This is a genomic window from Pseudomonas sp. HS-18 (genome assembly GCF_020401845.1).
Taxonomy (GTDB): Bacteria; Pseudomonadota; Gammaproteobacteria; order Pseudomonadales; family Pseudomonadaceae; genus Pseudomonas; species Pseudomonas nitroreducens.
Genome location: NZ_CP084413.1, coordinates 2713209 through 2731165, shown reverse-complemented (window position 1 = coordinate 2731165; position 17957 = coordinate 2713209). Strand labels below are relative to the sequence as shown.

The following is a 17957-nucleotide window of genomic DNA, read 5'->3' as shown; positions in this document are numbered from 1 at the left end:
CCATGAGCAAGCAGATTCGCCTCAACGCCTTCGCCATGAACTGCGTCGGCCACCTCTCGCCCGGCCTCTGGCGCCACCCGCGCGACCAGCAGGCCGCGCGCTACACCGACATCCACTACTGGATCGAACTGGCGAAAACCCTCGAACGCGGCAGGATCGACGGCCTGTTCCTGGCCGACGTGCTGGGCGTCTACGACGTCTACCACGGCAACGCTGACGCCGCGCTGAGCGCCGGCGCCCAGGTGCCGGCCAACGACCCGCTGCAGATCGTCCCGGCCATGGCCGCGGCCACCGAGCACCTGGGCTTCGGCATCACCGCCTCGGTGTCGTTCGAGCACCCGTTACCGTTCGCCCGGCGCATGTCCACGCTGGATCATCTGACCCGTGGCCGAGCCGGCTGGAACATCGTCACCTCCTACCTCAACAGCGGCGCGCGCAACCTGGGGCTGAAGCAGCAGCTCAACCACCAGCAGCGCTACGCCCTGGCCGCCGAGTACCTGGAGGTCTGCTACAAGCTCTGGGAAGCCAGCTGGGACGATGACGCCGTGGTCGCCGACCGCAAGAGCGGCGTCTACGCCGACCCGCGCAAGGTCCACCCCATCGAGCACAAGGGCGAACACTTCGAGGTGCCCGGCTTCCACCTCAGCCAGCCATCGCCGCAGCGCACGCCGGTGCTGTACCAGGCCGGCGCCTCCAGCCGCGGCAAGGCCTTCGCCGCCGGCAATGCCGAGTGCGTGTTCGTCGCCGCGCCGACGAAGAACATCCTCCGCGACCAGGTGGCCGATCTGCGACGCCTCGCCGTGGAAGCCGGTCGCCAGCCCGACGACGTGCTGGTCCTGAACCAGCTCACCGTGATCGTCGCGCCGACCGACGCCGAGGCACTGGCCAAGCTGGAAGACTATCGCCAGTACAGCGACCGCGAAGGCGCCCTGGCGCTGGTCTCCGGCTGGACCGGCATCGACTTCGGCCAGTACGCGCCGGACCAGGTGTTGCGCCACGTACAGAGCGACGCCATCCAGTCCGCGGTGGACGCCTTCAGCGCTGCCGACCCGCAGCGCCAGTGGACCGCCGCCGAGATCGCCGACTACTGCGCACTGGGCGGTGACGGCCCGCTGCTGGTGGGTTCGCCGCAGACCGTGGCAGACCAGCTGCAGGCCTGGGTCGAGGAAACCGACGTGGACGGCTTCAACCTCTCCAGCCTGGTGGCGCCGGAAACCTTCGTCGACATCGTCGACCTGCTTGTTCCGGAACTGCAGGCGCGCGGCCTGTTCAAGCGCGAGTACGAACAGGGCACGCTACGCAACAAGCTGTTCGGCCAGGGCGACCGCCTGGGCGCTTCGCACCGCGCCGCCAAGCTGCGCAGGGGCCGCGAATGATGGACGGCTGGTTCCGCAACCTCGACTGGCACGACCTCGCCCAGGCCTGCCTGGACACCCTGGCCATGCTCGGCGGCGCGCTGGCCTTCACCGTGCTGCTGGGCCTGCCGCTGGGCGTGTTGCTGTACCTCACCGGCAAGCGCCAGCTGCACGAGAAACCCGGCCTGTACCGCGCCCTGTCGGTGGTGGTGAACATGCTGCGTTCGCTGCCGTTCATCATCCTGCTGATCGTGCTGATCCCGGTCACCACGCTGGTCACCGGCACCTCGCTGGGCGTGCCCGGCGCCATCCCGCCACTGGTGGTGGGCTGCACGCCGTTCTTCGCGCGGCTGGTGGAAACCGCCCTGCGCGAAGTCGACCGCGGCCTGGTGGAAGCCACCCAGGCGATGGGCGCCAGCACCTGGCAGATCATCTGGCACACGCTGCTGCCGGAAGCCCGCACCGGGCTGATCGCTGCCGTCACCGTGACTGCCATCGTGCTGGTGGACTACACCGCGATGTCCGGCGTGATCGGCGGCGGCGGCCTCGGCGACCTGGCGATCCGCTTCGGTTACCAGCGCTTCCAGACCGACGTGATGATCATCACCGTCGCCCTGCTGATCCTGCTGGTGCAGGCCCTGCAGATGAGCGGCGACCGACTGGTGGCGCGCTACACCCGGCGCTGAAATCCCCGCCCACTCCCTCTCCGGGAGCGGCACCCAGAACACCCGCCGGCAGCCGGGCTCCGCTGCCCTCAAGGCCCCACGTCCACACCACGACGGCCCACCCACTATTGCCAAGGAGCAACACCCATGAAAAAGGCCATCGCCATTCTGGCGGCCGTCGTCGCCTTCTCCGCCCACGCAGGGGAAAAACTCGTTGTCGGCGCCACCCCGGTGCCGCACGCGGAAATCCTCGAGTTCGTCAAACCGGAACTGGCCAAGGAAGGCGTCGACCTGGACATCAAGGTCTTCACCGACTTCATCCAGCCCAACCTGCAACTCGCGCAGAAGAACCTCGACGCCAACTACTACCAGTACCGCCCGTTCCTCGATGACTTCAACAAGACCCGCCACACCGACCTGGTGCCGGTGGTGGGCATCCACATCGAGCCGTTCGGCGCCTACTCCACCAAGTACAAGTCCCTCGCCGAACTGCCCGACGGCGCCAGCGTGGCCATCCCCAACGACCCGGTGAACACCGGCCGCGCCCTGGTACTGCTGGCCGAGAGTGGCCTGATCAAGCTCAAGGATCCGAGCAATCCGCAATCCACCGAGCGCGACATTACCGACAACCCCAAACACCTGAAGATCCGTGAACTGGAAGGTGCCCTGCTCGCCCGCGCCGTGAAGCAGGTGGACCTGGCCTTCATCTTCGCCAACTACGCCCTGGAAGCAGGCATCGACACCAAGAGCGCGCTGATCGTGGAGAAAGGCAAGGACCTCTACGCCGAGTTCCTGGTGGCGCGTCCGGACAACATCCAGGACCCAGGCATCCAGAAGCTGGCCAAGGTGCTGAATTCGCCGGAGGTCCGCCAGTTCATCCTGACCCGCTACAAGGGCGAGATTGCGCCGGCGTTCTGATCGAGCTCCGGAAACGGTCTGCTGCGCGTCGGCCATGCCGCGCTGGGCAGGGACTCGCAATGCTCATTCACTGGAGTGAACAGCACTTCCGAGTCCCTGCCCGCCTTGCCTGGCTCTGGCTCGCCAGACCTCGATACCACCGGCAGCAACAAAAGCAAAAAAGAAGGCAACGCATGACCAACGAATCCGCACCCAAGGACCTTCGTGACCAGGCGCCCCGGCTACTCCCGGCGCGCCGTATCAGCAACGACGCCCAGGCCATCGAAGCCGCCCACGAAGTGGCCCGCCTGGCGAAACCCGGAGCCGCCGCCCGCGACCGCGAGCGCGCGCTGCCCTGGAGCGAACTGGAACACTTCACCGCCCTCGGCCTGGGCGGCATCAGCATTCCCCGCGAGTACGGCGGCGCGCAGGTTTCCTACGCCACCGTCGCCGAAGTCTTCCGCGTGATCTGTGCCGCCGACCCGGCTCTGGGGCAGATCCCGCAGAACCAGTTCGGCCTGCTCAACGTCATCGACAACGTCGCCAGCGACGCACAGAAGCGCGTGCTGTTCGGCGGCGTACTCAACGGCCGGCGCATCGGCAATGCCGGCCCCGAGCGTAATACCAGGAACACCCTCGAACTCAAGGCACGACTGGTGCGCGACGGCGAGCAGTTCCGCGTCAGTGGCGAGAAGTTCTATTCAACCGGCGCGCTGTTCGCCCATTGGGTCGCGGTGAAAGCCATCGACGAAGACGGCCGCGCGGTCATGGGCTTCGTCGAACGTGGCGTGGATGGCCTGCGCATCGTCGACGACTGGTCCGGCTTCGGCCAGCGCACCACCGCCAGCGGCACCGTGCTGCTGGATAACGCACCCGTCGCTGACTCGCTGGTGATCCACAACGGTCGCCTGGCCGACATCCCGAACATCCAGGGCGCCGTCTCGCAACTGATCCAGGCCGCCATTGATGCCGGCATCGCGGCGAACGCCCTGGAAGACGCCATCGACTTCATCCGCACGCGCACCCGCCCCTTTATCGACGCCAACGTCGAGCAGGCCAGCGAAGAGCCTTTCACCCTCTTCGAGATCGGCCGCCTGCAGGTCGAACTGCACGCCGCCGAGGCGCTGCTGGAGCGCGCCGGCCATGTGCTCGACGAAGTCAGCGCACGCCCCGTCGACGACGAGTCCGCCGCCCGCGCGTCCATCGCCGTGGCCGAGGCCAAGGTGCTGACCACCGAGATCAGCCTGGCCGCCAGCGAGAAGCTCTTCGAACTGGCCGGCAGCCGCGCCACCCTCGCCGAGTTCAACCTCGACCGCCACTGGCGCAACGCCCGCGTGCACACCCTGCACGACCCGGTGCGCTGGAAGGTCCAGGCGGTTGGCGCCTACCACCTCAACGGCGCCCGCCCGGCGCGACATTCCTGGATCTGAGGAGCGCCGATGAACAGTCTCGTACAGCCAAATCCCGTCCACATCATCCGCAGCGACGACGAAGCCCTCGACGTCGCCCACGCCTTGGCCGCCGACTTCCGCGCAGGCGCCATCGCCCGCGACCGCGAGCGGCGCCTGCCGTGGGACGAACTAGAACGCTTCAGCCGCTCCGGCCTGTGGGGCATCACCGTGCCGCGCGAGTATGGCGGCGCGGGCGTCTCCCGCGTCACCGTGGCGCGGGTGATCGCCATCATCTCCGCCGCCGACGGCTCACTGGGGCAGATTCCGCAGAACCATTTCTATGCCATCGAACTGCTGCGGGTGAATGGCAACGACGAGCAGAAAGCCCGCCTGTTCGCCGAGGTGCTGGCCGGCGTGCGCTTCGGCAATGCGCTGGCGGAGATCGGCACCCGTACCGCCCATGATCGCACCACGCGCCTCAAGCGCGAGGACGGCCGCCTGCGCATTCACGGCCGCAAGTTCTACTGCACCGGCGCGCTGTATGCGCAGCGCATTCCGACGCTGGTGATCGATGACGATGGCCTGCAGCAATTCGCCTTCATCCCGCGCGACACCCCGGGCGTCGAGATCATCGACGACTGGTCCGGCTTCGGCCAGCGCACCACCGGCAGCGGCAGCGTGGTGTTCGACGGCGCGCAGGTCGGCGAGGACGACATCGTCTCGTTCCAGGCTGCTTTCGAACGCCCGACCACCGTTGGCCCTTACGCACAGATTCTGCACGCGGCCATCGATGTCGGCATCGCTCGGGGCGCTTATGAAGACACGCTGACCTTCCTGCGCGAGAAGGCACGGCCGTGGATCGATTCGGGGGTGGACAAGGCCAGCGATGATCCGCTGGCGATCAACGAGGTGGGCCGCCTGGCGATCCGCCTGCATGCCGCCGAAGCGCTGCTGGACCGCTCCGGCCGAGTGCTCGACGCAGCCACCGCCGAGCCGACTGCCGAAAGCGTTGCCGCCGCGTCCATCGCCGTGGCCGAGGCGCGCGCCATTACCACCGAAGTCTCGCTGCTCGCCGGCAGCAAGCTGATCGAACTGGGCGGCAGCCGCGCCAGCCTCGCCGAACTGGGCCTGGATCGCCACTGGCGCAACGCACGCGTGCACACCCTGCACGACCCGGCGCGCTGGAAGTATTTCGCGGTGGGCAACTACTACCTCAACGGCAAGCTCCCGCCGCGCCGGGGAACCCTATGAGCCAGAAACAGATTCTCCTCAACGCCTTCAGCATGAATTGCGTCGGCCATATCAACCACGGCCTGTGGACCCACCCGCGCGACCGCTCGACGGACTTCAACAGGCTCAGCCACTGGACCGAGCTCGCCCGCCTGCTGGAGAAAGGCCTGTTCGACGGCCTGTTCCTGGCCGATATCCTCGGCGTCTACGACGTCTACCAGAACGGCATCGAGCTCACCGCGAAGGAGGCCATCCAGCTGCCGGTGAACGACCCGCTGATGCTGGTCTCGGCCATGGCCGGCGTTACGCAAAATCTGGGCTTCGGCGTCACCGCCAACCTCACCTACGAGGCACCCTACCCGTTCGCCCGGCGCCTCTCCACCCTCGACCATCTGAGCGATGGCCGGGTCGGCTGGAATATCGTCACCGGTTACCTGGAAAGCACCGCCCGCGCCATGGGCCAGGACCGGCAGATCGACCACGACCGCCGCTACGACCGCGCCGACGAATACCTGGAGGTGCTCTACAAGCTCTGGGAAGGCAGCTGGGAAGACGACGCGGTAATCGCCGACCGCCAGCGCCGCCTCTACGCGCAGCCGGGCAAGGTGCACAAGGTCCGCCACCACGGCGAGTTCTTCGACGTCGAGGGCTACCACCTCAGCCAGCCATCGCCGCAGCGCACGCCACTCTTGTTCCAGGCCGGCGCGTCCAATCGCGGGCTCGCCTTCGCAGCACGCCACGCCGAGTGCGTGTTCGTCTCGGCACAGAGCCGTGAAGCCACCCGCGTGCTGGTGGACCGCATCCGCCAGGCGGCAGTGGACGCGGGGCGTCGGCCGGACGACATCAAGGTGTTCATGGGCATCAACGTCATCGTCGCACCGACCGAGGCCGAGGCGCGCGACAAGCTCGCCGAGTACCGCCGCTTCGCCAGCGCCGAGGCCGGGCTTGCGCACTTCGCCAGCACCACCGGCATAGACTTCTCGCGCTACGCGCTGGACGAGCCGATCCGCTACGAAAAGACCAATGCCATCGAGTCCGCCACCAAGGCCCTGACCGTGGCCCGTACCGACGCCACCGTGCGCCAGTTGCTGGAACAGTTCACCCTCGGCGGCCGCTACACCACGCTGGTGGGCGACCCGGTGCAGGTAGCGGACGAGCTGCTGGGCTGGATCAACGAGGCGGGCCTGGACGGCTTCAACCTCACCCGCACCGTGGAGCCGGAAAGCTACGCCGACTTCATTGAGCTGGTGGTGCCCGAATTGCAGAACCGCGGCGCCTACAAGACCGCCTACGAGGCCGGCACCCTGCGGGAAAAACTCTTCGGCGCCGGCCGCGCCCGACTGCCCGCGCAGCACGTCGGCGCGAGCTATCGCCAGGCAACCGCCACTGGAGCGACTCCAGCCTTCTCTCTTTAAAAGGCCGTCAGGCTCTAAACCCCATAAGGATTCGTTGCCATGCATGCACGCTTCAAGCTCACCCTCGGCCTCTCGCTGAGCCTCCTCGCCGCCGGCCTCGCCCAGGCCGCCGATACCCTGCGCCTGGGCACCACCGCCGCCTTCGCCCCTCCGCTGGAAGTGGCGGTGAAGGAAGCCGCCGCACAAGGCCTGAAGGTCGAGCTGGTGGAATTCACCGACTGGAATGCGCCGAACATCACCCTCGACCACGGCGACATCGATGCCAACTACTTCCAGCACACGCCCTTCCTGGAAAACGCCAACCGCGAAGGCGGGCTGCACCTGAAGGCCTTCGCACCGGGGATCATCAACAACGTCGGCCTGTATTCGACCAAATACAAGGCCATCGCCGACCTGCCCGAGGGCGCCAAGGTCGCCATCGCCAACGACCCCATCAATGGCGGCCGCGGCCTGCAGCTGCTGCAGAAGGCCGGGCTGCTCAAGCTCAAGGATGGAGTGGGCTACAAGGCGACGCTGGACGACATCGTCGCCAACCCCAGGCACATTCAGATCATCGAACTGGAAGCCGTGCAGCTGGTGCGCGCGCTGGATGACGTCGACCTGGCCCAGGGCTACCCGCACTATATCCGCCTGGCCGGCACCATCGATCCGAACAGCGCGCTGCTGTTCGACGGTATCGAGAACAAGGAGTACGTCATCCAGTTCGTCACCCGCGATGACTACAAGGACCCGGACGGCAAGCTGAAGAAATTCGTCGACCTCTACCAGCATTCACCGCAGGTGCGCGCCGCGCTGGACAAGGCCCATGGCTCGCTCTACCAACCCGGCTGGCAGTGAGCGCGCCGACGTTCATCGGTAAGGGTAAATGTCTTCTTCTGCGAAGCCGAGGCGGAGCTTTTTCCCTATCCCCAGCCCTCTCCCTGAAGGGAGAGGGCAACCAGCCTTCTCCGAACTCCAGAACAGGCCCCCACCATGGTCAGCTTCAACCGTAACCTCGAACTCGCCACCCAGCACATCGCCCTGCGCGGCCTGGGCAAGACCTACGCCGGCCACCACGGCCCGGTGGAGGCACTGAGCGATATCGAACTCTCCGTCCGCCGTGGCGAAGTGTTCGGCATCATCGGCCGCAGCGGCGCCGGCAAGAGCTCGCTGATCCGCACCCTCAACCGCCTGGAGCAACCCAGCGTCGGCCAGGTGCTGATCGACGGCGAGGACATCGGCGCCTTCGACGCCCAGCAACTGGTCGGCCTGCGCCGCCGCGTCGGCATGATCTTCCAGCACTTCAACCTGATGTCGGCCAAGACGGTCGCACAGAACATCGCCCTGCCCCTGCGCGTGGCCGGCGTGCCCAAGGCGCGCATCGCCGAGCGGGTGGACGAACTGCTACAGCTCGTAGGGCTGCAGGACAAGCGCCACGCCTACCCGGCGCAACTCTCCGGCGGGCAGAAGCAGCGCGTCGGCATTGCCCGCGCGCTGGTGCACCAGCCGGAAATCCTGCTCTGCGACGAGGCCACTTCGGCGCTGGACCCGGAGAGCACCCAGGCCATCCTCGCCCTGCTGCGCGACATCAACCGCCGCCTCGGCCTGACCATCGTGCTGATCACCCACGAGATGGCGGTGATCCGGGAAATCTGCGACCGCGTGGTGGTGCTCGAACGGGGCAGCATCGTTGAGCAAGGCGACGTCTGGGAGGTCTTCGGCAACCCGCAGCACGAAGTCAGCCGCACCCTGCTCGGCTCGCTGCAGCAGCACCTGCCGCCGGACCTGCTGGCGCGGCTGGAAAATCCGTCGGACGACGAGGTCATCCTCGACCTGCACTACACCGGTGTACGCGAGCAGGAGCCCGACCTGCTGGCCATTGCCCAGGCACTGGGCAGCCGCATCAGTCTGCTGCACGGCGGCATCGAACGTATCCAGGGCCGCGCCCTTGGTCGCCTGCTGCTGAGCGTCGCCGCGCCCGCAACCAGCGCTGCGCAACTGCTCGAACGCGCCCGCGATGTTGCCGATCGCCTGGAGGTGCTCCCCCATGCCTGACCGCCTGCTGCAAGGCCTGCTCGACACTCTGCTGATGATCGGCGCATCCTCGGCCATCGTCCTGCTGGTGGGCATTCCGCTGGCCCTGGTGCTGGTCACCACCGGCCCCGGCGGGATCTTCCAGGCGCGCCTGGTCAACCAGAGCCTGGGCAGCGTGGTCAATGTGCTGCGCTCGATCCCGTTCCTGATCCTGATGGTCGCGCTGATCCCCTTCACCCGCCTGATCGTCGGCACCAGCTACGGCGTCTGGGCCGCGGTCGTGCCGCTGACCATCGCCGCCACGCCGTTCTTTGCGCGCATCGCCGAAGTCAGCCTGCGCGAGGTCGACCACGGCTTGATCGAGGCCGCGCAGGCGATGGGCTGCCAACCCCGGCACATCATCTGGAACGTGCTGCTGCCCGAGGCACGGCCAGGCATCGTCGCCGGCTTCACCATCACCCTGGTGACCATGATCAACTCCTCGGCCATGGCGGGCGCCATCGGTGCTGGCGGCCTCGGCGACCTGGCCTACCGCTACGGCTACCAGCGCTTCGATACACAGGTGATGCTCACCGTGATCATCCTGCTGGTGGCGTTGGTGACCCTGATCCAGTTCGGCGGCGACCGCCTGGCGCGCTGGCTGAACAAGCGGCTGTGACGTTCGTCGGCTGAATCCGCCACGGCCCCGCTCCGACGCGGGTTGCGTCTAACCTGACAACACACCCGCCCCTCCGTGCCCCGGCACAGCTCGTGGATGCGTGGCGTCCCTGTGCTCACTGCGGAGGCGTTCGTCATGGCCAACCCCCTTTCCACCCTGGGTATCGTGCATACCGCCATCAGCCTGGTGCCCCTGGTCGCGGGCATCTGGGCGTTCTATCAGGCGGGGCGCATCGACCCGCGCAGCCGTGTCGGCAGGTGGTATGTCTACGGGATGATCCTCGGCGTGCTGACGGCATTCGGACTCTCCAGTACCGGCGGCTTCAACGCGGGGCACGCCATCGGCATCCTCTGCCTGGTCGCCATTGCGGTGGGCAGCTACGCGCAGCGCGTCGGCGCCCTCGGCGGCCTGGGCGAGTACGTGGAAACGGCGGCGATGAGCTTCAGCTTCTTCCTGATGATGATCCCGACGCTCAACGAATCGCTGTCGCGCCTGCCGCCGTCGAACCCCATCGGCCAGGGTCCGGATTCGCCACCGGTGCAAACAGCGGTGACTATCGCGCTGCTGGTCTTCGTCGTCGGTGTGCTCTACCAGTTCTACCGCATCCATCGTCGGCGGATGCCGCCGGCACGCCCGGCACACTGAGGGTCTATGCTGGCGGTTGTCCTTATCGGAGCTCCGCCATGACCGTCCGCCGCATCGTCGCCAACCTCGCCGCCGGCCAGCCTGCCGAAGTCGCGCGTTTCTATCGCGAACTGTTCGACCTAGAGATCGTGATGGACCACGGCTGGCTGATCACGCTCGCCAGCGGCGAAAGCGCACTCGCGCAGTTGAGCCTGGCCAGCGAAGGGGGCTCCGGCGCGCCGGTGCCAGGCCTGTCCATCGAGGTGGACAATCTCGATGAGGTGTATCAGCGTGCCCAGGCCGCCGGCCACGAGATTGTCTATGCGTTGACCCTCGAGCCCTGGGGCGTGCGGCGGTTCTTCGTGCGCGATCCACAGGGGACGCTGGTGAATGCACTCCAGCATGTTCATTAAGAAGTGGGTGTGCGAGCAGGCTCGCTCCTACAACTGCCTGTGCGCTACTCCTGCAGGAGCGAGCTTGCTCGTGAATGGCTTCAGCGATTGAGGAAGCCCAACAGATCCGCGTTCACCTGGTCGGCCATGGTGGTACACATGCCGTGCGACCCGCCCTTGTACACCTTCAGCTCACCTTTCTGCACCAGCTCGACAGAGCGCTGGCCGGCGGCGCCAATGGGCACGATCTGATCGTCATCGCCGTGGAGGATCAGCGCCGGCACGTCGATCTTCTTCAGGTCCTCGGTGTAATCCACTTCGGAGAACTCACGGACGCACAGGTACAAGCCCAGGTGCCCGCCCATCATGCCCTGCAGCCAGAAGTTGTCGATGACTCCCTGGGAAACCTTCACACCCGGCCGGTTGTAGCCGTAGAAAGGTAGCGCCAGGTCCTTGAAGAACTGCGAGCGGTCTTCCTTCACGCCCTTGCGGATGCCGTCGAACACGTCGATCGGCAAACCACCGGGGTTGGCGGCGGTCTTGAGCATCAGCGGCGGCACCGCACCGATCAGCACGGCGCCGGAAAGCCGCTTGGTGCCATGCCGGCCGATATAGTGCGCCACCTCGCCGCCACCGGTGGAGTGGCCCACCAGTGTGGCGCCCTTGAGGTCAAGTGCCTCGATCACCGCCGCCAGGTCGTCGGCGTAGGTATCCATGTCATTGCCATTGGCCGGCTGGCCCGAGCGTCCATGGCCGCGCCGGTCATGGGCGATGACACGGTAGCCCTTCTGCACCAGGAACAGCATCTGCGCGTCCCAGGCGTCAGCATTGAGCGGCCAGCCATGGGAGAACACCACTGGCTGCCCGCTGCCCCAATCCTTGTAGAAGATCTCGGTGCCATCTTTCGCTTTCACGATGCTCATTTGGGTCGTTTCCTTCAGGGAGTAGTTGAAAAGAAACGCCGCAACTTCAGCGACTGCAAACCGCTCTACGGCGGCCTTGAGCATAGTCAGCACAGTGACGGCGGCAGGTTTCGCCGGCAGCTTTCCGACGAGCGACGGCTCAGCCGATGCCCGCCTCGAACAAACCGCCGAGCCAGTCGGAGAACACCCGCAGGCGCCGCGACATCTGCCGGCGCACTGGATACAGCACGCTGACCGGCAACGGTGGCGGCTGCCAGGCGCGCAGTACTTCGAGCAGCTCACCGCTGGCCAGCCCCTCGCGCAAGTGGTAGCGCGGCGCCTGGATCATCCCGAAACCGGCACGGCAGGCGGCGATGTAGGCATCGGCGTTGTTCACCGTGATCCGGCTGGGCAACCGCTGGGTACGCAGTTGGCCGTCGAAGCGGAACTCCAGGTCGAAGATGCGCCCGCTGGAAGCCGACTGATAGTTCACCGCCAAGTGCCCTTCGAGCCGCTGCGGATGCTCGGGCAGCCCGAACTCCTGCGCGTAGGCGCGCCCCACGCAGGTGAGTTGCTCGAGCTCGGCGATACGCCGGCCGACCAGGCTGGAATCCGGCAATTCTCCGGCGCGCAGCACGCAGTCCACCCCCTCGCGAACCAGGTCCACCTGGCGGTCGTTCAGGCTCAGCTCCAGCTCGATCTGCGGGTAGCGCCGGCAGAACTCCGGCAGCGCCGGGATCACCACCAGCCGCCCCAGCGAGCTGGGCAGGTCGATGCGCAGCTTGCCGCGCGGGTTGTCGGGGGAGTCGGAGAAGCAGTTCTCCGCTTCCTCCAGATCCTCCAGCAGGCGCACACAGCGCTCGTAGTAAGCCTGCCCGTCGGCGGTGACACTCACCTGCCGGGTGGTGCGGCGCAGCAGTTGCACGCCCAGGTGCGTCTCCAATTGCTGGATCAGCTGGGTCACGCTGGCGCGCGGCAGCTGGAGGCTGTCCGCCGCCTTGCCGAAGGCCCTGAGTTCGACGATGCGGGTGTAGACCTGCATGGCCTGCAAGCGGTCCATAACACGCTCCGATTATTCATCCATACCGAATAGTTAAACCGTAATCCGCTGGTTTATCCATACCAGACAAACAACAAGAATGGTCCTGCCCTTTCCTCACCTGGAGAATCCCGCATGAAAACCCGTCGCCTGGGCCCGCAAGGCCCCATCGTCTCCGCCATCGGCCTCGGTTGCATGGGCATGTCCGACTTCTACACCACCGGCAGCGATGAAGCCGAATCCATCGCCACCCTGCACCGTGCGCTGGAACTGGGCGTCACGCTGCTCGACACTGCCGACATCTATGGCCCGCACACCAACGAGGAACTGCTCGGCCGCGCCCTGAAGGGCAAGCGCGAACAGGTCTTCCTTGCCACCAAGTTCGGCATCGTGCGCACCCCGGACCAGCCGCAGGTACGCGGCGCCAACGGCAGCCCGGAGTACATCCGCCAGGCCGTGGAAGGCAGCCTGCAGCGCCTGGGCACCGACCACATCGATCTCTACTACCAGCACCGCGTCGACCCGAAGGTACCCATCGAGGAAACCGTCGGTGCCATGGCCGAGTTGGTGAAGGCCGGCAAGGTGCGCTTCCTCGGCCTCAGCGAAGCCTCGGCAGAAACCCTGGAGCGCGCGCACCGGGTCCACCCGATCACCGCGCTGCAGAGCGAGTACTCATTGTGGACCCGCGACCCGGAGGAGAACGGCGTGCTGGCCGCCTGTGCACGCCTGGGAGTCGGCTTCGTGCCCTACAGCCCGCTGGGCCGGGGCTTCCTCACCGGTGCGTTGAAGAGCCCCGATGACTTCGCCGAGGATGACTATCGCCGCTCCAGCCCACGCTTCACCGGCGAGAATTTCGCGAAGAACCTGCAACTGGTGGACAAGGTCGCCGAGCTGGCCGCCGCTCGGGACGTGAAACCCTCGCAACTGGCGCTGGCCTGGGTGCTGGCCCAGGGCGAGCACCTCGTGCCCATCCCCGGCACCAAGCAGCGCAAGTACCTGGAGGAGAACGTCGCCGCCGTGAACCTGGCGCTGACCCAGGCTGAACTGCTCGAACTGGACGCGATCTTCCCGGCCGGCGCCGCCGCCGGCGGGCGCTACAGCGAACAGGTGATGGCGCTGATCCAGTAAAAGCTCTGCAGCGGCGCTCCGGTGGACGCTCGCAGCGGTTATGCTGACGGGGTCCGCCGGAGGCTCCATGCGATTCGTTCCCGCCGCACTGCTCGTACTATCCTTCCTTCCCCTCGCCGCCCACGCGGATGAGGAATGCCAGGTGACGGCCGTCTTCAGCGGCGACCAGTTGACCTGCCAGCGCGCGGACGGTGGCGACACCACCATCCACCTGCGCGGCGTGACCGCTCCGGAACTGGAGCAGCCCTTCGGCCAACGTTCCCGCGCAGCCCTGGTGCAGCTTGCCCTGGGCAAGAGCGCCACCCTCAAGCACGCCGAACCGCAGGCCGACGGCAGCCTGCGCGCGGCGGTGTGGGTCACTCCGGCGGAGTGCCCGAACTGCGGCCACACCCTGGATATCGGCCGCGCCCAGTTGAGCATCGGCCTCGCACGCTGGCGGCAGAGCGACGCGCAGACGCCCGAGGAAGTCGGCCAGTACCAGTTCGAGGAACACGAAGCCAAGGCGCGCCGAATCAACCTCTGGCGCAAGCCCTGAAGTCAATTGCTGACATAGTGCTGCAGGATGCGCCGATCCTCGCCCTCTTCCACCAGGGTCTTGAGCATCTGCACATAGCGACGGACGAAACCCTCGTCCTGGGTGCGCTTGCTGAACGCGACCTCCGCCGACTCCGCTGACACCACCACGCCCGTAGGTTCGATGCGCCCCGCCAGGCCCAGTTGCTGAAGCTCATACTGGCCGCTGTGCTCGTCGGCGATGATGCCGTCGATGCGCCCCTTGTCGACCATATGCCAGAGGTTGCTGCGGTTTGGGTTGAAGAACACCCGCGCGGCGTAGTCCGGATCGGCCATCAGTTGGCGGAAGGGTTCGCCGTAGGACACATCGATCTGTGCGCCGAGACGGAAGTCGCGGCCGGCCAGATCGGACAGCTGCTGCAGGCTGTCGCGCTGGGGCAAACCGCGTCGGACAAAGAGGATGTTGCGCGAGGGCGGCAACAGTGCACCGGAGAACCAGGCATAGACCTCGCGCTCGGGCTTGCGGAAGGCGCCGGGCAACACGTCGAGGCGGCCCAGCTCCAGCTCCTTCAACGCCCGCGCCCAGGGCAGCTTGACCATGCGCACCTGGCAACCCAGGCGCTCCAGCACGGCACGGTTCAGTTCGACGTAGAGACCTCCGATGCGGCCGTCGGGCAACTGCATGCTGAACGGCGGGTCGTCATCCCAGCGCAGTGACTTTTCGCAGGCAGCCAGCGGCAAGCTGGCCAGCGCCAGGCCCAGCAGGACCAGGCGCTTGAAGCGCACACGCAGGAGCAACGGCAGGCGAACGGCTCGCGATGGCAATATCTCGACTCACAGCGGGAGAAGACGGACGCCGCAGTGTATTGAACCCCATGCCCGCGTGACCAGCGGTGATCGGGTTCGGACGTTCGTCCCGTTTCGCTCACTGCCAGCCGTAGCGCCGCGCGAACCAGCCCTTCACCGCCTGGGTCAGCGCCATGTAGCCCAACAGGATGGCCACCAGCCAAGGCCAGTAACCCAGCGGCAACGCCTCCATGCGGAAGGAGTGCGCCAGCGGTCCCATGGGCAGGAAGATCGCCACCGCGACGATCACCAGGGTCATGCCCAGCAGCGGCCAGGCGGCGCGGCTTTGCAGGAAGGGAATGCGCCGGGTGCGGATCATGTGCACCACCAGCAGTTGCGAGATCAGCCCCTCGACGAACCAGCCGGACTGGAACAGCGTCTGGTGCACGGGTGAGCTCGCACCGAACACATGCCAGAGCACGAGGAAGGTGGCGATGTCGAAGATCGAACTGATCGGCCCGAAGAACACCATGAAACGCCCCAGCCCGTCCGGGTTCCATTGCTGCGGTTTGCGCAGCAGCTCGTCGTCGACATGGTCGAAGGGAATGGCAACCTGCGACAGGTCGTAGAGCAGGTTCTGCACCAGCAGCTGCAGCGGCAGCATCGGCAGGAACGGAATGAAGGCACTGGCCACCAGCACGCTGAACACGTTGCCGAAGTTGGAGCTGGCGGTCATGCGGATGTACTTGAGCATGTTGGCGAAGGTGCGGCGACCTTCGATGACGCCCTCCTCCAGGACCATCAGGCTCTTTTCCAGGAGGATCAGGTCGGCGGCTTCCTTGGCGATGTCCACCGCCGAATCCACCGAGATGCCGATGTCCGCCGTGCGCAGCGCCGGAGCGTCGTTGATGCCGTCGCCGAGGAAGCCGACCACATGGCCGCGCTCGCGCAGCACGCGCACCAGGCGCTCCTTGTGACTGGGGGTGAGCTTGGCGAACAGCGTGGTGCGCTCGGCCAGTTCGCCCAGCGCGGTATCGTCCAGTTCGTCCAGCTGCGGGCCGAGCAGCACACCCTCGACCACCAGGCCCACATCACGGCAGACCTTGAGGCTTACCCGCTCGTTGTCGCCGGTCAGCACCTTCACGGCCACGCCGTTCTGTGCCAGCGCGCGCAGCGCCGGGGCGGTGGTTTCCTTGGGCGGATCGAGGAAGGCGATGTAGCCGGCCAGGCACAGCCGGCTCTCGTCCGCCACGCCGTAGGTATCGCGGGTCGGCGGCAACTCGCGAGTGGCGACGGCGACCACCCGCAAGCCTTCCTGGTTGAGCTCGTCGGCCACCGCGCGAATGCTGTCCAGGCGGGCACCGGTCAGCGGCTCGATACCCTCGGCGGTCTCCACCGATCCGCACACCGCCAGCACTTCTTCCAGCGCGCCCTTGCAGATCAGCAGGTGGTTGTCCTCGCGTTCACTGACCACCACCGACATGCGCCGGCGGGCGAAGTCGAAGGGAATCTCGTCGAGCTTGCGGAAGCGGCTGTCCACCTTGAGCGCATGGCGCAGCTCGACGTGTTCGAGCACGGCGACGTCCAGCAGGTTCTTCAGGCCGGTCTGGTAGTGGCTGTTGAGGAAGGCCAGTTGCAGCACGCGGTCCTGCACCTGGCCGAAGGCGTCGGTGTGGCGTTCGAGGACGATGCGGTCCTGGGTCAGGGTACCGGTCTTGTCGGTGCAGAGGATGTCCATCGCGCCGAAGTTCTGGATGGCGTCCAGACGCTTGACGATCACCTTGCGCCTGCTGAGCACCACCGCGCCCTTGGCCAGGGTCGAGGTGACGATCATCGGAAGCATTTCCGGGGTCAGGCCGACGGCGATGGACAGCGCGAACAGCGCGGCCTCCAGCCAGTCACCCTTGGTGAAGCCATTGATCAGCAGGACCACCGGCGCCATCACCAGCATGAAGCGGATCAGCAGCCAACTGACGCGGTTCACCCCGGTCTGGAACGCGGTCGGCGTCGGATCGCTGGCGATCACTCGCTCGGCAAGGGAGCCGAAGTAAGTGCGCGTGCCGGTGCCGATCACCACCGCCAGGGCGGAGCCGCTGACCACCGTGGTGCCCATGAAGCACAGGCTGTCGCGCTCCAGCGGATTGCCCTGGCGGGCATCGCGCAGCTGGGCGAACTTCTCGACCGGCAGGGATTCGCCGGTCAGTGCAGCCTGGCCGACGAAGAGGTCCTTGGCGCTCAGCAGGCGCACGTCCGCCGGCACCATGTCGCCGGCCGACAGCCACAGCACATCGCCGGGCACCAGTTGACGGATCGGCACCTCCACGCGCAGCGCGGGGCCATCGTCCTCGGCGCTGCGGAATACCGTGGCGGTGTTGCTGACCATCGCCTTGAGCTTTTCGGCGGCCCGGTTGGAGCGCTTCTCCTGGATGAAACGCAGCAACGTGGAAATAGCCACCATACTGCCGATCACCACGGCGGCCTCGACGTCCTCGGTAAGCCAGGAGATGGTCGCCAGCACGGTGAGCAGCAGGTTGAAGGGATTGCAGTAGCAGTACCACAGGTGCATCCAGGCGCCGATCGGCCGGTCCTGGTCGACCTCGTTCAGCCCGTCGCGCTGGCGGCGTTCCTCTGCCTCGGTTTCGCTGAGGCCCTCGCGCCGGCTTTCCAGGCGCTCCAGCACAGAGGCGGACTCCAGCGCGGACCATTCCAGCAGGCTCGAGGTCAGCGCATTGGACGCCTGGCGCCCGACGGCGGAGCCCCGCAGCAGGTCGCGTGCGGCCAGCCGGCGCAATTGACGGGCCGGGAAGCCCTTGTTGATGAATTCGAGCAGGTGGGTCCTGATGAGGTCCAGGCGCATGATGACTCTCCCCTTGTGCGCCACGTCGTCCGGCGGCGGGGGAAGTCTGTGCCGGCTACCTTAAGGGGCCATGAAGGCTGGCGGGGCCGGGG

At 66.7% G+C, this 17957-nt stretch carries 17 protein-coding genes; 13 read left to right on the top strand and 4 right to left on the bottom strand.

The features are described from left to right. Positions 1-2: 2 nt before the first annotated feature. From LDJ84_RS12780 to LDJ84_RS12730, 11 genes are all read left to right on the top strand, one after another. Positions 3-1376 carry an LLM class flavin-dependent oxidoreductase gene (locus LDJ84_RS12780; protein WP_196913593.1) on the top strand — a complete coding sequence of 458 codons (1374 nt, stop codon included), beginning with the start codon at positions 3-5 and terminating at the stop codon, positions 1374-1376. Next, positions 1376-2041, top strand: a complete 666-nt coding sequence (locus LDJ84_RS12775; RefSeq protein ID WP_024765489.1) for a methionine ABC transporter permease — start codon at positions 1376-1378, stop codon at positions 2039-2041. The genes LDJ84_RS12780 and LDJ84_RS12775 overlap by 1 nt, the downstream gene beginning before the upstream one ends. Positions 2042-2167: 126 nt before the next feature. Next, complete coding sequence (locus LDJ84_RS12770; protein WP_024765490.1) at positions 2168-2938, top strand: MetQ/NlpA family ABC transporter substrate-binding protein; 771 nt, start codon at positions 2168-2170, stop codon at positions 2936-2938. A 173-nt stretch (positions 2939-3111) separates the two neighbouring features. Continuing rightward, positions 3112-4347: an SfnB family sulfur acquisition oxidoreductase gene (locus tag LDJ84_RS12765; RefSeq protein WP_024765491.1), complete on the top strand. Its 1236-nt coding sequence runs from the start codon at positions 3112-3114 to the stop codon at positions 4345-4347. A gap of 9 nt (positions 4348-4356) precedes the next feature. Further along, complete coding sequence (locus LDJ84_RS12760) at positions 4357-5559, top strand: SfnB family sulfur acquisition oxidoreductase (RefSeq protein ID WP_024765492.1); 1203 nt, start codon at positions 4357-4359, stop codon at positions 5557-5559. Further along, complete coding sequence (locus tag LDJ84_RS12755; RefSeq protein ID WP_170859866.1) at positions 5556-6953, top strand: LLM class flavin-dependent oxidoreductase; 1398 nt, start codon at positions 5556-5558, stop codon at positions 6951-6953. The genes LDJ84_RS12760 and LDJ84_RS12755 overlap by 4 nt, the downstream gene beginning before the upstream one ends. A gap of 39 nt (positions 6954-6992) precedes the next feature. Further along, positions 6993-7790 (top strand): MetQ/NlpA family ABC transporter substrate-binding protein, encoded by a 798-nt coding sequence (locus LDJ84_RS12750; RefSeq protein WP_037015040.1) that lies wholly within the window; start codon positions 6993-6995, stop codon positions 7788-7790. A 135-nt stretch (positions 7791-7925) separates the two neighbouring features. Next, positions 7926-8987 carry a methionine ABC transporter ATP-binding protein gene (locus tag LDJ84_RS12745; RefSeq protein ID WP_226046417.1) on the top strand — a complete coding sequence of 354 codons (1062 nt, stop codon included), beginning with the start codon at positions 7926-7928 and terminating at the stop codon, positions 8985-8987. Beyond that, complete coding sequence (locus LDJ84_RS12740; RefSeq protein ID WP_162483998.1) at positions 8950-9624, top strand: methionine ABC transporter permease; 675 nt, start codon at positions 8950-8952, stop codon at positions 9622-9624. The genes LDJ84_RS12745 and LDJ84_RS12740 overlap by 38 nt, the downstream gene beginning before the upstream one ends. A gap of 135 nt (positions 9625-9759) precedes the next feature. Next, the gene (locus tag LDJ84_RS12735; protein WP_037015035.1) at positions 9760-10269 is read left to right on the top strand and encodes a hypothetical protein; all 510 of its coding nucleotides are present in this window, start codon (positions 9760-9762) and stop codon (positions 10267-10269) included. Positions 10270-10307: 38 nt separating this feature from the next. Further along, positions 10308-10661, top strand: a complete 354-nt coding sequence (locus LDJ84_RS12730; RefSeq protein WP_065084738.1) for a VOC family protein — start codon at positions 10308-10310, stop codon at positions 10659-10661. 80 nt (positions 10662-10741) lie between these two features. Here LDJ84_RS12730 and LDJ84_RS12725 read toward each other — a convergent pair whose 3' ends face one another. Both LDJ84_RS12725 and LDJ84_RS12720 read right to left on the bottom strand, forming a co-directional pair. After that, positions 10742-11563: an alpha/beta fold hydrolase gene (locus tag LDJ84_RS12725; RefSeq protein WP_024765498.1), complete on the bottom strand. Its 822-nt coding sequence runs from the start codon at positions 11561-11563 to the stop codon at positions 10742-10744. A 139-nt stretch (positions 11564-11702) separates the two neighbouring features. After that, positions 11703-12602, bottom strand: coding sequence for a LysR family transcriptional regulator (locus tag LDJ84_RS12720; protein ID WP_024765499.1), 900 nt, complete (start codon positions 12600-12602; stop codon positions 11703-11705). A 114-nt stretch (positions 12603-12716) separates the two neighbouring features. On the opposite strand from LDJ84_RS12720, the gene LDJ84_RS12715 reads away from it, so the two are divergent. After that, entirely contained in the window at positions 12717-13709 is a 993-nt protein-coding gene (locus LDJ84_RS12715) for an aldo/keto reductase (RefSeq protein ID WP_226046416.1), read from the top strand. 67 nt (positions 13710-13776) lie between these two features. Then, complete coding sequence (locus LDJ84_RS12710) at positions 13777-14244, top strand: thermonuclease family protein (RefSeq protein ID WP_226046415.1); 468 nt, start codon at positions 13777-13779, stop codon at positions 14242-14244. A gap of 2 nt (positions 14245-14246) precedes the next feature. Here LDJ84_RS12710 and LDJ84_RS12705 read toward each other — a convergent pair whose 3' ends face one another. Next, positions 14247-15047: a substrate-binding periplasmic protein gene (locus tag LDJ84_RS12705; protein ID WP_205345948.1), complete on the bottom strand. Its 801-nt coding sequence runs from the start codon at positions 15045-15047 to the stop codon at positions 14247-14249. Positions 15048-15147: 100 nt separating this feature from the next. Beyond that, a complete protein-coding gene (gene mgtA / locus LDJ84_RS12700) occupies positions 15148-17865 on the bottom strand; it encodes a magnesium-translocating P-type ATPase (RefSeq protein ID WP_226046414.1) in 2718 nt (905 codons plus the stop codon). Between the last annotated feature and the right edge of the window lie 92 nt (positions 17866-17957).

Excerpts from the sequence above, each read along its gene's own strand:
- LDJ84_RS12780 (WP_196913593.1), top strand. The coding sequence starts at position 3 with ATGAGCAAGCAGATTCGCCTCAACGCCTTCGCCATGAACTGCGTCGGC.
- LDJ84_RS12775 (WP_024765489.1), top strand. The coding sequence starts at position 1,376 with ATGGACGGCTGGTTCCGCAACCTCGACTGGCACGACCTCGCCCAGGCC.
- LDJ84_RS12770 (WP_024765490.1), top strand. The coding sequence starts at position 2,168 with ATGAAAAAGGCCATCGCCATTCTGGCGGCCGTCGTCGCCTTCTCCGCC.
- LDJ84_RS12765 (WP_024765491.1), top strand. The coding sequence starts at position 3,112 with ATGACCAACGAATCCGCACCCAAGGACCTTCGTGACCAGGCGCCCCGG.
- LDJ84_RS12760 (WP_024765492.1), top strand. The coding sequence starts at position 4,357 with ATGAACAGTCTCGTACAGCCAAATCCCGTCCACATCATCCGCAGCGAC.
- LDJ84_RS12755 (WP_170859866.1), top strand. The coding sequence starts at position 5,556 with ATGAGCCAGAAACAGATTCTCCTCAACGCCTTCAGCATGAATTGCGTC.
- LDJ84_RS12750 (WP_037015040.1), top strand. The coding sequence starts at position 6,993 with ATGCATGCACGCTTCAAGCTCACCCTCGGCCTCTCGCTGAGCCTCCTC.
- LDJ84_RS12745 (WP_226046417.1), top strand. The coding sequence starts at position 7,926 with ATGGTCAGCTTCAACCGTAACCTCGAACTCGCCACCCAGCACATCGCC.
- LDJ84_RS12740 (WP_162483998.1), top strand. The coding sequence starts at position 8,950 with ATGTTGCCGATCGCCTGGAGGTGCTCCCCCATGCCTGACCGCCTGCTG.
- LDJ84_RS12735 (WP_037015035.1), top strand. The coding sequence starts at position 9,760 with ATGGCCAACCCCCTTTCCACCCTGGGTATCGTGCATACCGCCATCAGC.
- LDJ84_RS12730 (WP_065084738.1), top strand. The coding sequence starts at position 10,308 with ATGACCGTCCGCCGCATCGTCGCCAACCTCGCCGCCGGCCAGCCTGCC.
- LDJ84_RS12725 (WP_024765498.1), bottom strand. The coding sequence starts at position 11,563 with ATGAGCATCGTGAAAGCGAAAGATGGCACCGAGATCTTCTACAAGGAT.
- LDJ84_RS12720 (WP_024765499.1), bottom strand. The coding sequence starts at position 12,602 with ATGGACCGCTTGCAGGCCATGCAGGTCTACACCCGCATCGTCGAACTC.
- LDJ84_RS12715 (WP_226046416.1), top strand. The coding sequence starts at position 12,717 with ATGAAAACCCGTCGCCTGGGCCCGCAAGGCCCCATCGTCTCCGCCATC.
- LDJ84_RS12710 (WP_226046415.1), top strand. The coding sequence starts at position 13,777 with ATGCGATTCGTTCCCGCCGCACTGCTCGTACTATCCTTCCTTCCCCTC.
- mgtA (WP_226046414.1), bottom strand. The coding sequence starts at position 17,865 with ATGCGCCTGGACCTCATCAGGACCCACCTGCTCGAATTCATCAACAAG.